Annotated in this window: 10 protein-coding genes; 4 read left to right on the top strand and 6 right to left on the bottom strand. The window is 69.3% G+C overall.

The features are described 5' to 3' along the window. Positions 1-29: 29 nt before the first annotated feature. The gene (locus AC1HFW_RS06985) at positions 30-2,000 is read right to left on the bottom strand and encodes a SurA N-terminal domain-containing protein (protein ID WP_061071390.1); all 1,971 of its coding nucleotides are present in this window, start codon (positions 1,998-2,000) and stop codon (positions 30-32) included. 340 nt (positions 2,001-2,340) lie between these two features. Here AC1HFW_RS06985 and AC1HFW_RS06980 point away from each other — a divergent pair, with 340 nt between their 5' ends. The 3 genes from AC1HFW_RS06980 (at position 2,341) to AC1HFW_RS06970 (ending at position 5,808) form a co-directional block, all read left to right on the top strand. Beyond that, positions 2,341-3,633 carry a M20/M25/M40 family metallo-hydrolase gene (locus AC1HFW_RS06980; RefSeq protein ID WP_479282419.1) on the top strand — a complete coding sequence of 431 codons (1,293 nt, stop codon included), beginning with the start codon at positions 2,341-2,343 and terminating at the stop codon, positions 3,631-3,633. Between the two features lie 522 nt (positions 3,634-4,155). Further along, positions 4,156-4,905 carry a glycerophosphodiester phosphodiesterase gene (gene ugpQ / locus AC1HFW_RS06975; protein WP_479282417.1) on the top strand — a complete coding sequence of 250 codons (750 nt, stop codon included), beginning with the start codon at positions 4,156-4,158 and terminating at the stop codon, positions 4,903-4,905. A gap of 12 nt (positions 4,906-4,917) precedes the next feature. Next, on the top strand, positions 4,918-5,808 hold the full coding sequence (locus tag AC1HFW_RS06970) for a 23S rRNA (adenine(2030)-N(6))-methyltransferase RlmJ (protein ID WP_006394718.1): 891 nt from the start codon (positions 4,918-4,920) through the stop codon (positions 5,806-5,808). An 89-nt stretch (positions 5,809-5,897) separates the two neighbouring features. Here AC1HFW_RS06970 and AC1HFW_RS06965 read toward each other — a convergent pair whose 3' ends face one another. The 5 genes from AC1HFW_RS06965 to AC1HFW_RS06945 all read right to left on the bottom strand — a co-directional run bounded on the left by AC1HFW_RS06965 (position 5,898) and on the right by AC1HFW_RS06945 (position 11,171). Then, positions 5,898-6,584, bottom strand: coding sequence for a GntR family transcriptional regulator (locus tag AC1HFW_RS06965; protein ID WP_479282415.1), 687 nt, complete (start codon positions 6,582-6,584; stop codon positions 5,898-5,900). After that, a complete protein-coding gene (locus tag AC1HFW_RS06960) occupies positions 6,581-8,245 on the bottom strand; it encodes an HAL/PAL/TAL family ammonia-lyase (RefSeq protein WP_479282414.1) in 1,665 nt (554 codons plus the stop codon). Before AC1HFW_RS06960 ends, AC1HFW_RS06965 begins: the two co-directional genes overlap by 4 nt. Before the next feature lie 192 nt (positions 8,246-8,437). Beyond that, entirely contained in the window at positions 8,438-9,874 is a 1,437-nt protein-coding gene (locus AC1HFW_RS06955; RefSeq protein WP_479282413.1) for a dihydrolipoyl dehydrogenase, read from the bottom strand. Between the two features lie 200 nt (positions 9,875-10,074). Further along, entirely contained in the window at positions 10,075-10,803 is a 729-nt protein-coding gene (locus AC1HFW_RS06950) for a glutathione peroxidase (protein ID WP_006394714.1), read from the bottom strand. A 167-nt stretch (positions 10,804-10,970) separates the two neighbouring features. Beyond that, positions 10,971-11,171 carry a heavy-metal-associated domain-containing protein gene (locus AC1HFW_RS06945; RefSeq protein WP_006394713.1) on the bottom strand — a complete coding sequence of 67 codons (201 nt, stop codon included), beginning with the start codon at positions 11,169-11,171 and terminating at the stop codon, positions 10,971-10,973. Positions 11,172-11,335: 164 nt separating this feature from the next. On the opposite strand from AC1HFW_RS06945, the gene AC1HFW_RS06940 reads away from it, so the two are divergent. Beyond that, positions 11,336-13,609, top strand: coding sequence for a heavy metal translocating P-type ATPase (locus AC1HFW_RS06940; protein WP_479282411.1), 2,274 nt, complete (start codon positions 11,336-11,338; stop codon positions 13,607-13,609). Positions 13,610-13,616 lie beyond the last annotated feature (7 nt).

Genomic DNA, 13,616 nt, shown 5'->3' with positions numbered 1-13,616 from the left:
GAACGGCCCGCGACCCGCGGCGCGGCGGATCAGCCCGCCGCCTGCTGCGAGGCGTCGCCGCCGCGGATGGCGTCCGCGGCCGCCGGCAGCACCTGCACCTTGTATTCTTCGCGCAGCATGCGCACCAGCGCCTCGTTCTCGGCCTGGCCCCAGGCGCCGGCCAATTGCTGCGCCAAGCGTTCCTTGTCGGCGGCCTCGACCGTGCCGGCCTCGACCTTCTCCAGGCGCACCAGCGTGTAATCGGCGCCCGACTGCACGCCGGTGTAGGCCGGCAGCTTGGCGGCCGGCAGGCGCATCACGGCGTCCAGCACCTGGCGCGGCAGATTCTTGGGATCCTGGCGCGACACCACCAGCGGACCGCCGAAGCCTTCCGGCGCCGCGGCCGGGTTGGCCTGGTCGGCCGCCAGCGCGGCTTCGCCGGCCTTCTTGGCGGCTTCGGCCGAGCGCTCGTCCAGCAGCTTGGCGCGGATCGAATCGCTGACCTTGTCCAGCGCCGGCACGTGGGCCGGTTCGACCGCGGCCACGCGCACCGCCAGCATGGTGTCGGGCGACAGCTCGATCACGCCGGAATTCTGCTTTTCACGCAGCACGTCGGGCGAGAACAGCACCTGGCGCACGCGCGGGTTGTCCAGCAGCGCGGCGTCCGGGCTGTCGACCGCGGAACCCGGACCGGCCTGGTCGGCGGGCAGCAGGCCTTCGCGCGTCACACCCGAGGCGGTGCGCAGCTTCAGGCCGACCGCGTCGGCGGCGGGCTGCAGGCTGTCGCGCTGGTCGTAGACCTGCTTGTTCAGCTGGCTGGCCATTTCCGAGAAACGCACGGCGGCCAGTTGCTTGCGCACTTCGGCGGTGATCTGGTCCTTGACCTCGGCCAGCGGCTTGATCGCGGCGGGCTGGATCTCGGTGACCTTGATGACGTGGAAGCCCGACGGGCTTTCGACCACGCCCGACACCTGGTCCTTGGATTGGCTGAAGATCGCCTTTTCCAGCGGGCCGGACAGCATGCCCGGCGCCAGCCAGCCCAGGTCGCCGCCATTGGCGGCCGAACCGGCGTCCTGCGAATTCTTGCGGGCCAGCTCGGCGAACTGCGCCGGGTCGGCGGCGGCCTGCTTGGCCAGGTCCTCGGCCTTGGCGCGGGCGGCCTTGCGCGCATCTTCCGAGGCGCCGGCGGGCACTTCGATCATGATGTGGCTGGCGCGGCGACGCTCGGGCTGGCCGAAGCGGTTCTTGTTCTGCTCGTAGTACGAAGCCAGGTCCTCGTCCTTGACCTGCACGCCTTCGGTGGCGGCGGCCTCGTTCAGCACCAGGTATTGCACCTGGACCTGCTCGGGAATCTGCAGTTGCTGCTTGTTGGCGTCGTACCAGGCCTGGATGTCGGCCGGGGTGACGCTCACTTGCGAGCGGAAATCGGCGGCGGCGAAGCGGCGCAGCTGCACCGTGCGCTGCTGCGTCAGGGCGGTTTCGAGCGACGCCACCACTTCCGAGGGCGCGCTGGCCGACTGGCCGACCGGCTCGAGCACGCGGGCCACGGCCAGGTCACGGCGCAGGCCGGCTTCGAACGACGTCGGCGACATGCCCTGGGCCGCCAGCACCTGGCGGTAGCGCTCGGGCGAGAAGCGGCCGTTGTCCTGCACTTCCGGGATCGCGGCGATGGTGTTGCGCAGCGTTTCGTCGGACACCGAGAAACGGTTATCGACGGCGACGTTCGCCAGCAGGCGCTGGTTGATCAGCTGATTCAGCAGCGCTTCGCGCAGTTGCGGGGTGTCGATCACCGCCGGGTCGAACTGCGCGCCCAGGCGCTGGCGATACTGTTCAAGCTGGTTGCGGTGCGCCTGGTCGAACTCCGCGCGGGAAATGGGCTGGCCGGCGACGGTCGCCAGTTCAGGCTCCTTGCGCATGAAGCTCTCATAGCCCTGAATCCCGACGAGGAAGAAGGAAGGCACAATCAGAAGCAGCAGGATGAACTGCATCCAGCGCCGGTGGCTGCGAATAAATTCGAACATGGAATCCCTGTTGCCGCACTCGGGGGGAGACTTCCGCCCGGGCCGCACGAAAACGCATAAAAAAAGGCGAATCTCATTCGCCCTATTCCCATACCGGTCAAACCGGGTCAGCGGGCGGATTTTAGCATTTCTCATTCTTCCCGCAGCGTCTGCTTACATCGGCCCGTCCGGCGCCCTTGCCGCCCTCGCGCCACGGGCTTTCCACCCCCATGGAAGCCGGCCCCGGTCAACCCGGGAAACCCCGGTTTTCGCCTTCCGTCCCCACTCGTATCGTGACCCTCGGGCCGCCACGCCGTGGCCGGCGCCTTCCTTCCCTTTTTTCTTGCAGAGGTGACTTTCGATGCCGTTCCCGTCCTCACGTCCGCTCGTCCTTCGCACCCTCCTCGCCCTGGCCTGCCTCGGCGCTCCAGCCGCCGTCCTGGCCGCCCCCGTGGCCGCCGTGCACGACGCCGCCAAGGGCCAGCAGCAGGCCATGCTCGACACCATGCGCGACCTGGTCAACATCGAATCGGGCAGCAAGGACGTGGAAGGCGTGGAACGCATCGCCGCCCTGATCGGCGAACGGCTCAAGGCGCTGGGCGGCAAGGTCGAGATCCTGCAGCCCGCCGACATCTTCCGCCTGGACGACACGCCCGAGCGCGTCGGCCCCATGGTGCACGCCGAGTTCAAGGGCAGCGGCCAGAAGAAGATCATGCTGATCGCGCACATGGACACCGTCTACCGCAACGGCATGCTCAAGGACCAGCCCTTCCGCATCGACGGCGACCGCGCCTACGGCCTGGGCATCGCCGACGACAAGCACGGCGTGGCCACCATCCTGCACACCGTGGCCCTGCTGCAGAAGCTGGACTTCAAGGACTACGGCACGCTCACCGTGCTGATCAACGGCGACGAGGAAATCAGTTCCCCCGGCGCCCGCGCCACCATCACCCGCCTGGGCGCCGACCAGGACGCGGTGTTCTCCTTCGAGGGCGGCGGCGCCGAGGCCCGCCTGACCCTGGCCACCAGCGGCATCGGCGCCGCCTACCTGACCGTGCAGGGCAAGACCTCGCACGCCGGCGCCCGCCCCGAGGGCGGCGTCAACGCCCTGACCGAGCTGTCGCACCAGATCCTGCAGCTCAAGGACCTGTCCAAGCCCGAGGAAGGCCTGAAACTGAACTGGACCGTGGCCCAGGCCGGCACCAACCGCAACGTCATCCCCGGCCAGGCCACCGCCCAGGCCGACGCCCGCGCCCTCAAGGTCGCCGACTTCGACGCCCTCGAACGCACCCTGCAGGAACGCATCCAGAAGAAACTGCTGCCCGAGGCCAAGGTCAGCGTCAAATTCGAAGTGCGCCGCCCGCCGCTGGAAGCCACCCCCGCCTCGCGCGCCCTCGCCAACCACGGCGTCGCCATCTACCAGGAGATCGGCCTGCCCATGAAAGTCATCGACCGCGCCAGCGGCGGCGGCACCGACGCCGCCTTCGCCGCCCTCAAGGCCCGCGGCCCCGTCATCGAAGGCATGGGCCTGAGCGGCTTCGGCGCCCACTCCAACGACGCCGAATACATCCAGATCAACTCCATCGTCCCCCGCCTCTACCTGGCCACCCGCATGATCATGGACGTCTCCCAGGGCAAGGCCCCGATGAAGTAGCGCCACGCGCCCCTGGCGTCTCTCCAGGCCGCATCCCGCTCCCATAAACAGACTCGCCGTCCGCAAATCCTACCTCCCACCCAAGGATGCGCCCCCGCGAGCAACCACCACGTATGTCCGACAAGGCCGCGCAGGGCGGCCTTGTCGGACGGGCGCCAGTAGATCTTTCAAGCGCCCCCCGCACCTACCCACGAAGCCCAAGCACGCCCCTCCACCCCAGCGGCGTCCCAAGCCTTCACCACCGCGAGCGGCGGCGGGGCCGTGGCGCGGGGCCGGGGCGTGTAGAGGCGCGCGCGACGGAATCCGAAGGAGCCGCAGGCGACGAGGATGAGGAAGCGCTGTCCGGCGCGCACGCGCCGGACAAGCCTCGTAGCCCCGACCCCGCGCCACGGCCCCGCCGCCGCGCCCAGAAGAAAGAAAGCCCCCAACGTCCCGCAAAACACCCCCCAGGCCAAGAAAGCAACCCCCAGAACAGAGTATCCTTGCACCCTACCCCAAAGAACCCCAAACGCATCAAAAGAAATGACCGCACCCCTCCCCACCTGGCCCTATTCCCGCCACATCGCCCACCGCGGCGGCGGCCGCCTGGCCCCGGAGAACACCCTCGCCGCCATGCGCGTCGGCGCCGAACACGGCTTCACCATGTTCGAGTACGACGTCAAGCTCAGCCGCGACAACGTCCTGGTCCTGATGCACGACGACGACGTCGACCGCACCTCCAACGGCCACGGTCCCGCCGCCGCCAAGACCTTCAGCGAACTGGCGCAGCTGGACTTCGGCAGCTGGCACTCGGCCGCCTACGCCGGCGAACCGCTGCCCACCTTCGCCGCCGTGGCCCGCTACACCGTCGCCAACGGCATCGCCAGCAACGTCGAGATCAAGCCCTGCCCCGGCCGCGAAGCCGAGACCGGCGCCGCCGTCGCCCTGGCCGCCCGCGAACTCTGGAAAGGCGCCGCCGTGGCCCCGCTGCTGTCTTCCTTCGCCGAGGAAGCCCTGCAGGCCGCCAAGGACGCCGCGCCCGAACTGCCGCGCGCCCTGCTGGTCGAGAAAGTGCCGGCCGACTGGCTCGACCGCCTGGTCAAGTACGACTGCGTCGCCCTGAACATCAACCAGAAGGACGCCACGCGCGAACTGATCGACGCCGTGCACGCCGCCGGCTATCGCATCGCCGCCTGGACCGTCAACGACCCCGAGCGCGCGCGCCTGCTGCTCGACTGGGGCATCGACGGCATCTTCACCGACGAACTGGCCGCCATCCGGCCGGCCGCCTGAGGCCCCCGCCCCGTGTTCAGCTATCGCCACGCCTTCCACGCCGGCAACCACGCCGACGTGCTCAAGCACGCCATCCTGGTCCACACCCTGGACTACTTCAACCGCAAGGACGCGCCCTACTGGGTCATCGACACCCACGCCGGCGCCGGCCTCTACAGCCTGGACAGCGACTGGGCCGCCAAGACCTCGGAATTCGCCGACGGCATCGGCCGCCTGTGGGAACGCGACGACCTGCCGCCCCTGCTGGCCGACTACATGGCCCGCATCCGCGCCTTCAACACCAACGGCCGCCTCAAGCGCTACCCCGGCTCGCCCTGGCTGACGCTGGACGCGCTGCGCCCGTCCGACCGCCTGCGCCTGTTCGAAATGCACCCGACCGAGATCGACACCCTGGTCGGCAACCTCGAACACATGGACCGCACCGCGCAGCGCCAGACCACGATCTACGGCGACGATGGCTTCGAGGGCGTCAAGGCCCTGCTGCCGCCGCCCACGCGCCGCGGCATGGTGCTGATCGACCCGTCCTATGAAGACAAGAACGACTACCGCCGCACGCTGATCACCGTCAAGGAATGCGTCAAGCGCTTCGCCACCGGCACCATCGCCGTCTGGTATCCGCTGGTGCAGCGGCGCGAGGCCAGCGAAATGGCGCGCCACTTCGAGAACCTCAAGGTCAAGAGCTGGCTGCACGCCACCCTCACCGTCAAGAAGGCCACCATCGACGGCTACGGCCTGCACGGTAGCGGCATGTTCCTGATCAACCCGCCCTGGACGCTGCACGACGCCCTCAAGCAGACCATGCCCTACCTGGCGCGCGAACTCGGCCAGGACGAACGCGCGAGCTTCACGCTGCAGTACCGCGAGAACCCGTTCCCCGTGCCGAAGAAGCAGTCGGACGACTGATCGCCGACCAGCACCGCACTTAAAAAAGCCCGGCCCCGTGTCGCGAAACACGGGGCCGGGCTTTTTCATGGTGGACGCAAGCGCCGCGCTCAGGGCTCGCCCACGACGGTCATGCGCCATATCGCCAGGCCGCGCACCAGGATCTCGCCGGCATCCTCGATGTGCGCCTCGAGCAGCCGGCAGGCCCGCTCGACCTCGCCCTGGCGCACCGCGTCGAGCAATTCCAGGTGCTCGCGCTGCGAGCCCGGGTCCCACGCCACGCACGATGCCGTCACGTGCATGTAACGGGTGCGCGACTCGTGCAGCATGTCGATCGTCGCCAGCAACCGTGGCATCGCGCACGGCCGGTACAGCGCCTCGTGGAAGGCGCGGTTGGCCGCCTCCCAGTCGCGCATGTCACGCGACTTGTCGCCCGCCTCGATCGCGGCCTGCGCCCGCGCCAGATCGCCGGCGCTCATCGCCGCCATCGCGTGGCGCAGGGCCAGCGATTCAAGCGCGCCGCGCATGCGCGTGATTTCCACGATCGAGGCCTCGTCCAGCGAACTCACCCGCACGCCCTTGCGCGGCTCGCTCACCAGCAGCCCGCGCGCTTCGACCCGGCGGAACGCCTCGCGCACCGGCACGTGGCTGGCGCCGAATTCGGCCGCCAGCGCGTCCTGGCCGACCCGCTCGCCAGGGCGCAGCTGGCCCGTGATGATGCGTTCGACCAGCGTGCGCGCGATGCGCCCGGGCAAGGTGTCGTCATCGTCGCGCGACGCGCCGTGGGCCAAGGTCATGCGGCCTCCCGCGCCTGCCACAGCGGGCCGCAGGCGGACTGCGTGGCGGCGGTGAGGCTGCCGTCCGCGACCCGCGCGCGCAACTGCGCGATGTCGTCATGGACCCAGCGGTCATCGCCGAGCATGGCCGGCACCGTCGCCCGCACCGCCGACCACGCCGCGGCCGTGCCCACGCCCACCGGATAGGCGGCCAGGTCGGGCTCGGCCAGGTCCAGGGCCTGCGCGGCCAGCAGTAGCTCGACGGCCACCACCGCCTGGGTGTTCTCCACCACGGTGCGGGTGCGGCGCGCCGCGAAACACGAATTGCTGATGTGGTCTTCGGTGTTGCCCTTTGCGGGCAAGCTGGTGGCGCTGGCCGGGCCACACAGGCCCATGTTCTCCAGCACCAGCCCGGTCCCCATGCTCTGCACCACCGAAAAACCGGTGTTGATGCCAGGGCGCTGCGCGATCAGGTTGGCCGGCAGGCCGAAATTGCAGGCCGGATCGACCAGCCGCGCGCTGCGGCGGTCGCAGATCGCCGACAGGTCGGCCACCGCCAGCGCCAGCAGGTCCATGGCCTGGGCGATGTACTGCCCATGGAAGTGTCCGCCCGAAACGATGGCGTAGCCCGCGTCTTCCGGGAAGATCAGCGGATTGTCGGTGGCGCTGTTCATTTCGGTGGCGAGGATGCCGTCGACGTAGTCCAGCGCGTCCAGCACCGGCCCGTAGACCTGCGGCACGCAGCGCAGCGAATAGACGTCCTGGATGCGCGGCGCCAGGGGCGGCGTGTGCGGCGTGCCGGCCTGTGCCGGATCCAGCCCCGGCGTGCCGCGCAGGCGCAGTTGCCGGGCCGGCTCGGTGCAGCGCTGGCTGCCCGCCACCAGCTGGCGGATCGCCGCGGCCACCCGCCGCTGGCCGCGGTGCGGGCGCGCCAGCATGACGCGGTCCTCGAAACACGAGAGCTCGCCGCGCAGCGCCTCCAGCGTCATGGCCATCGACAGGGTCGCGCTGCCCAGCAGCTCGCGCGCGTCGTGCGCGGCCAGCACGGCATAGGCGAGCGAGGCGGTCGCGCCATTGATCAACGCCGTCGCGTCCTTGGCCTGCACGTCCATCGTGGGCGCCATGCCGGCCTGCTCGAAGGCGCGCGCGGCGGGCATCACCTCGCCACGATAAGTGACGCGCGATTCCGGCAAGCCCATCAGGGCGCCGCTCATCAGGGCCAGCGGCGCCAGGTCGCCGCTGGCGCCGACGCTGCCCTTGGACGGCACCAGCGGCGTAATGCCGTGGTTGAGCATGGCGATGAGCCGGTCGATGATCGCCACCCGCACGCCGGAATGATTGCTGGCGAAGGCATTGACGCGCAGCGCCATCATGGCGCGCACCACCTCGTCCGGCATCGGCTCGCCCGTGCCCGCCGAATGCGAACGCACCAGGCTGGCCTGGAACGTGGATATCTCCGCCGGCGCGATGCGCTGGCTCTTGAGCGCCCCCACGCCGGTGTTGAAGGCATACATCAGCGGCGCGACGTCGTTGAGCCAGTGCGATTCGATGTAGCCGCGCGTGGCGTCCAGGGCCTGGCGGGCGGCGTCGGCCAGGGCGACGGTGGCGCCGCCGCGCGCGATGGCGACGACGTCCTCGGCGCGCAGATGCGCGCCGTCCAGCGTGATGACGGAAGTGTTCATGGGCGGGGGCCTGATCAAGTTTTATAGATTATCTATAAAATTCCCGGACGTGACAAGAAATCCTGGATCCGCGCGATTCCGCCTTCACCTCCGGCCCCCGCCCCGGTCAGCCCGACCGCACGCTTCCCGGCACCCGCCCAGGACGCAAAAAAGGCTGCCCCAGGGGACAGCCTTTTCCACGCATCAAAACCCTCAGGCCGCGGCGTCTTCCGCTTCCACCTGACGCAGCGCTTCCTGTGCCCGCGCCAGCTTGGCGGCGGCATCACGCAGTGCGGTGCGCAGGCCTTCCTCGATGACCGGGTGGTAGAACGGCATTTCCAGCATGCGCGCCACGGTCAGTTCCTGCTGCACGGCCCAGGCCAGCAGATGGCCAATGTGCTCGGCGCTGGGGCCGACCATTTCCGCGCCCAGGAAGCGGCCGGTGGCGATGTCGGCATATACGTGCAGCAGGCCGCGGTTCTTCAGCATCACCCGCGAACGGCCCTGGTCGCCGAAATCGACCTCGCCCGTCACGAAGGTGCCCGGCGTCAGGCGGGCGTGGCCCTGCCCCGCCAACGCAATCTGCGGGTCCGAGAACACCACCGCCAGCGGCGCGCGGCGCAGCCCCTGGCGCACCTCGGGATAGCGGGCCGCGTTCTCGCCGGCGATGCGGCCTTCGTCGGCGGCTTCGTGCAGCAGCGGCGCGTCGGCATTGGCGTCGCCGGCGATGAAGATAGCCGACTCGCCCGCCTGCATGGTGTCGCGGTCGAACAGCGGCACGCCCTGCGCGTTCAGCTGCAGCGAGGTGTTCTCCAGGCCCAGGCCGTCCACATTGGGGCGGCGGCCGGTGGCCACCAGCGCATAGTCGAAGCGCTCGGTGCGTTCGCTGTTGTCCAGCGTCACGTAGCGCACCTCGACTTCGTCGCCGACGCGCTGGGTTTCCAGCACGCGCGCATCCGGGTCCAGGTAGAACTCCTGCTGGAAGATCTTGCGGGCGCTGTGGCGCACCTGCGGATCGCTGATGCCGCCCAGGCTGCCGCTGACGCCGAACACCCGCACCTCGACGCCCAGCCGCGCCAGCGCCTGGCCCAGTTCCAGTCCGATCACGCCGGGGCCGAACACCGCCACGCGGCGCGGCAGGTCGTCCCAGGCGAACACGTCGTCATTGAGCACCAGGCGATCGCCCAGCGCCCGGAACGGCGGCGGCACCGACGGCCGCGAGCCGGTCGCGATCACCACGTGGGACGCGTGGATCTCGGTGTGGTCGTCGACCCGCAGCACCGTGTCCGATTCAAAGCGGGCGTAGCCGCGGATCTTGTCTTCCGCCGGGATGTTCTCCACGCCCTCGAGCACGAAGCCGACGAAACGGTCGCGCTCGCGCTTGACGCGGTCCATCACCTCTTCGCCATTGACCGTGACCTCGCCCTCGACGTGCACCCCGAACGGCGCCGTGTGCGCCGCCTGGTGGGCGGCCTCGGCGGCCGCGATCAGCAGCTTGGACGGCATGCAGCCGACCCGGGCGCAGGTGGTGCCATAGGGACCGCCTTCGATCAGCAGCGCGCGCTTGCCCGCGGCCTTGGCGGCGCGATAGGCGGCCAGGCCGGCGGTGCCGGCGCCGAGGATGGCGATATCGGTGTGCAGAGTCTTCATGAGTGGGATCCCCCGGTGTAGCGTGGAGCAAACGTTGTCAAAGGCGGATTCCGCCTTGTTGCGCACCCTCGGGACGAACGCCGTCCCGCGGCGCCCGGTCGGGGCCGCGCGAAGATGCGGAAAAAGGGAAACCGGCGCGCCGGGCCGCCAGCGGCGACTCGGCGCGGGAAGGAGCGCGGCGCGCCCCTTCCCTGCCAGCATCAGGCGAAGTGCGCCTTCAGGTCGTCCAGGCCGCCGATCAGCGAACCATTGATGAACACCTGCGGAGCGGTGCCCTTGCCGGACACGGCGCCGATCACGCGGCCGCGCACCTTGTTCTCCAGCGGGATCTCGATCGGGGCGTAGCCCTTGTCTTCGAGCAGCGCCTTGGCTTCCACGCAGAACGGGCAGCCGGGCTTGGAGAACACCACCACCTGGTCGGGCTTCTTGGCCGTCGGGGCGAAGTGGGCCAGCATGGTGTCGGCGTCCGACACTTCAAACGGGTCGCCTTCCTTTTCGGGCTCGATGAACATCTTCTGCACCACGCCGTCCTTGACCAGCATGGAATAGCGCCAGCTGCGCTTGCCGAAGCCCAGGTCGCTCTTGTCGACCAGCATGCCCATGCCGGCGGTGAATTCACCGTTACCGTCGGGCAGCAGCGTGATGTTGGCCGATTCCTGGTCCTTGGCCCATTCGTTCATGACGAAGGTGTCGTTGACCGACACGCAGACGATGCTGTCGACGCCGGCGGCGGCGAAGGCCGGGGCCAGTTCGTTGTAGCGCGGCAGGTGGGTCGACGAGCAGGTCGGCGTGAAAGCGCCGGGAAGCGAAAAGACCACGACCGTCTTGTTCTTGAACAGGTCGTCGGTCGTGACCTTTTTCCAGGTGTTGCCCTCGCGGACGGGGAACGTTACGTTGGGAACACGTTGGCCTTCACGGTTTTGCAGCATTCAATCTCTCCTTGGGTAGCGGGGTTGTTTAACCACCATGGAAAGAATGATAAATCCCAGCTATCAATTTATCAAATTTAATTAACTTAATTGATTGATAGCTTTTGGCAATAACAACATTGCCGCCGCCAGACGTTGTCTATCATACGCCCGGCGGCGGCCGGCCGTCACACGCGTTGCGGCTCGTAGCCGGCGTCGCGGATCGCGGCCTCGACCTTGTCGGCCTGGTCGGTGCCGCTGATGGTGACGCGATGCGTGGGCAGGTCCACCGCCACGCTGGCGCCCGGCGCCGCCGCCGTCACCGCGCCGGTGATGGTCTTGACGCAGTGGCCGCAGGTCATGTCGAGGACTTGGAATTCGATGCTCATGGTGTTCTCCGTGGGAGTCAGGGGGATTGCCGCACCGCTTCCGGTGCCAGCTCAACCCCAGCTTAGACCTTCCCATTATAGGAAGGTCAAGCGTAGAATAATCCTTGACCTTCCCACAATGGGAAGGATGAAACTGGGGTCTTCCTACCTCAACCGAGACTGCCATGAGCGTTGCCAACCCTTCCGTCGAGCTTGAACTTGCCATCGAAGGCATGACCTGCGCGTCCTGCGTGAAGCGCGTGGAAAAGGCCCTGACCCGCGTCCCGGGCGTGGCCCAGGCGCAGGTCAACCTGGCCACCGAACGCGCCCTGGTGGCCTACGACCCGGCCGCGGCCCAGCCCGACGCGCTGGTCGAGGCCGTCGTCAAGATGGGCTACGAGGCCCGCCCCATCGCCGCCCAGGACGACCACGCCGAGCGCCAGTCCGAAGCGCGCGACGCCGAGGCGCAGCGCCTGCGCCAGGCCTTCATCGCCGCGCTCGTGCTGACGCTGCCGGTGTTCGCGCTGGAAATGGGCTCGCACCTGATTCCCGCCATGCACCACTGGGTCATGGCGACCATCGGCCAGCAGAACAGCTGGCTGCTGCAGTTCGTGCTGACCACCGCGGTGCTGGCCTGGCCGGGCCGCCACTTCTTCAGCAAGGGCCTGACCGCCCTGTGGCGCCGCGCGCCGGAGATGAACTCGCTGGTGGCGCTGGGCGCCGGCGCCGCCTGGGGCTACTCGGTGGTGGCGACCTTCGCGCCCGAGTGGCTGCCGGAAGCGGCCCGCAACGTCTATTACGAAGCGGCGGCGGTAATCGTCACGCTGATTCTGCTGGGCCGCACGCTGGAAGCGCGCGCCAAGGGCAAGACCGGCGCGGCCATCAAACGCCTGATCGGCCTGCAGCCGCGCACCGCGCGCGTGCTGCGCGACGGCCAGCCGCAGGACATCGCCATCGAACAAGTGCGCAAGGGCGACATCGTGATGGTGCGCCCCGGCGAAAAGATCCCGCTGGACGGCGAGATCATCGAAGGCGGCTCGTACGTCGACGAATCGATGCTGACCGGCGAACCGGTGCCGGTCGAGAAACAGCCCGGCATGCAGGCCACCGGCGGCACGCTCAACACCTCGGGCAGCTTCACGCTGCGCGTCACCCACACCGGCGCCGACACCATGCTGGCCCGCATCATCCGCATGGTCGAGGCCGCCCAGGGCGCGCGCCTGCCGATCCAGGCCCTGGTCGACCAGGTCACCGCCTGGTTCGTGCCGGCCGTGATGGGCATGGCCCTCTTGACCTTCCTGGCCTGGTTCTTCCTTGGCCCGACGCCGGCGCTGTCGCATGCGCTGGTCAACGCCGTGGCCGTGCTGATCATCGCCTGCCCGTGCGCCATGGGCCTGGCCACGCCGACCTCGATCATGGTCGGCACCGGCCGCGCCGCCGACATGGGCGTGCTGTTCCGCCAGGGCGACGCGCTGCAGACGCTGCGCGACGTGCAGGTGGTGGCGTTCGACAAGACCGGCACGCTGACGCTGGGCAAGCCGACCCTGACCGAACTGGAGCCGGCCGCCGGCTTCCGTGACGCGGACGTGCTGCAATGGGTCGCCTCGGTGCAGGCGCGCTCCGAGCATCCGATCGCGCTGGCGATCGTGGCGGCCGCGGCCGAACGCAAGATCGAGCTGCTGCCGGCGGAAGGCTTCGCCGCCATCACCGGCGCCGGGGTCGAGGCCAGCGTGGCCGGCAAGCGCGTGCTGGCCGGCGCCGACCGCCTGATGGCCGAGCGCGGCGTGGACGTCAGCGCCTTCGGCCGACGCGCCGAGCAATGGGGCAACGACGGCAAGACGCCGATCTACGTCGCCATCGACGGCCAGGCCGCCGCCATGATCGCGGTGACCGATCCGGTCAAGCCCTCGGCCGTGGACGCGATCGCGGCGCTGCACGCGCAGGGCCTGAAGACCGCCATGATCACCGGCGACAACCGCCACACGGCGCAGGCCGTTGCGCGCCAGCTGGGCATCGACGAAGTGCGCGCCGAGGTGCTGCCCGACGGCAAGGTCGAGGCCATCACCGCGCTGCGCGCCGGCGGCCGCAAGCTGGCCTTTGTCGGCGACGGCATCAACGACGCGCCGGCGCTGGCCGCGGCCGACACCGGCATCGCCATCGGCACCGGCACCGACGTCGCCATCGAGGCCGCCTCGGTGGTGCTGATGGCCGACGACCTGCACGGCGTGCCCAACGCCATCGCGCTCAGCCGCGCCACGCTGGCCAACATCCGCCAGAACCTGTTCTGGGCCTTCGCCTACAACGCCGCGCTGATCCCGCTGGCGGCGGGCGCGCTGTACCCGGCCTACGGGCTGTCGCTGTCGCCGATCTTCGCGGCCGGCGCCATGGCGCTGTCCAGCGTGTTCGTGCTGGGCAACGCGCTGCGCCTGAAGACCTTCCGCCCGCGCGCCGCCCACTGACGCGCCG

The organism is Achromobacter sp. ISS7, from assembly GCF_056523125.1.
This window is presented reverse-complemented; position numbering and strand designations above follow the sequence as displayed.